This window comes from Polaromonas sp. P3_C2 (assembly GCF_056402675.1).
Window position 1 is genome coordinate 1 of record NZ_JBFUGX010001265.1, and the last position, 538, is coordinate 538.

The 538-nt window shown below is 52.8% G+C and carries 1 protein-coding gene; it reads left to right on the top strand.

Features of this window, described 5'->3' with window-relative positions:
• Window positions 1–88 precede the first annotated feature (88 nt).
• The gene (locus AC1DWI_RS25995) at window positions 89–379 is read left to right on the top strand and encodes a co-chaperone GroES (RefSeq protein WP_007872916.1); all 291 of its coding nucleotides are present in this window, start codon (window positions 89–91) and stop codon (window positions 377–379) included.
• The last annotated feature ends 159 nt before the right edge of the window (window positions 380–538 follow it).

Consider the following 538-nt stretch of genomic DNA (forward strand, 5'->3'; position numbering starts at 1 on the left):
CCAGTCAATCCACCAAGTTAACAGGCACTCACTTTTACGCGGGTGCTTTTTGATTCCCAAAACCATTGTTCTCAAACAAGGAGCTCTCATGAAACTTCGTCCTTTGCACGACCGCGTGATCGTCAAACGCGTGGAAAACGAAACCAAAACCGCTTCCGGCATCGTCATTCCTGACAGCGCCGCTGAAAAGCCTGATCAGGGCGAAGTGCTGGCCGTTGGCCCAGGCAAGAAGAACGACAAGGGCGAACTGAGCCCAGTGGGCGTGAAAGTTGGCGACCGCGTGCTGTTCGGCAAATACAGCGGCCAGACCGTCAAGGTCGACGGCGACGAACTGCTCGTCATGAAAGAAGAAGACCTGTTTGCAGTGGTCGAGAAGTAACCTCTCTTCTGCTATTTATTTGATAGCTGCTGGCGCACGTCTTACTTGGGCTAGCAGGCGATTTCATCCATAAACTTTAAGGAATCTGCATCATGGCAGCAAAAGACGTAATTTTCGGCGGCGAAGCCCGCGCACGCATGGTCGAGGGTGTGAACATCC

What these genes read in the sequence shown, in the direction of transcription:
- AC1DWI_RS25995 (WP_007872916.1), top strand. Translation starts at nt 89, where the DNA reads ATGAAACTTCGTCCTTTGCACGACCGCGTGATCGTCAAACGCGTGGAA.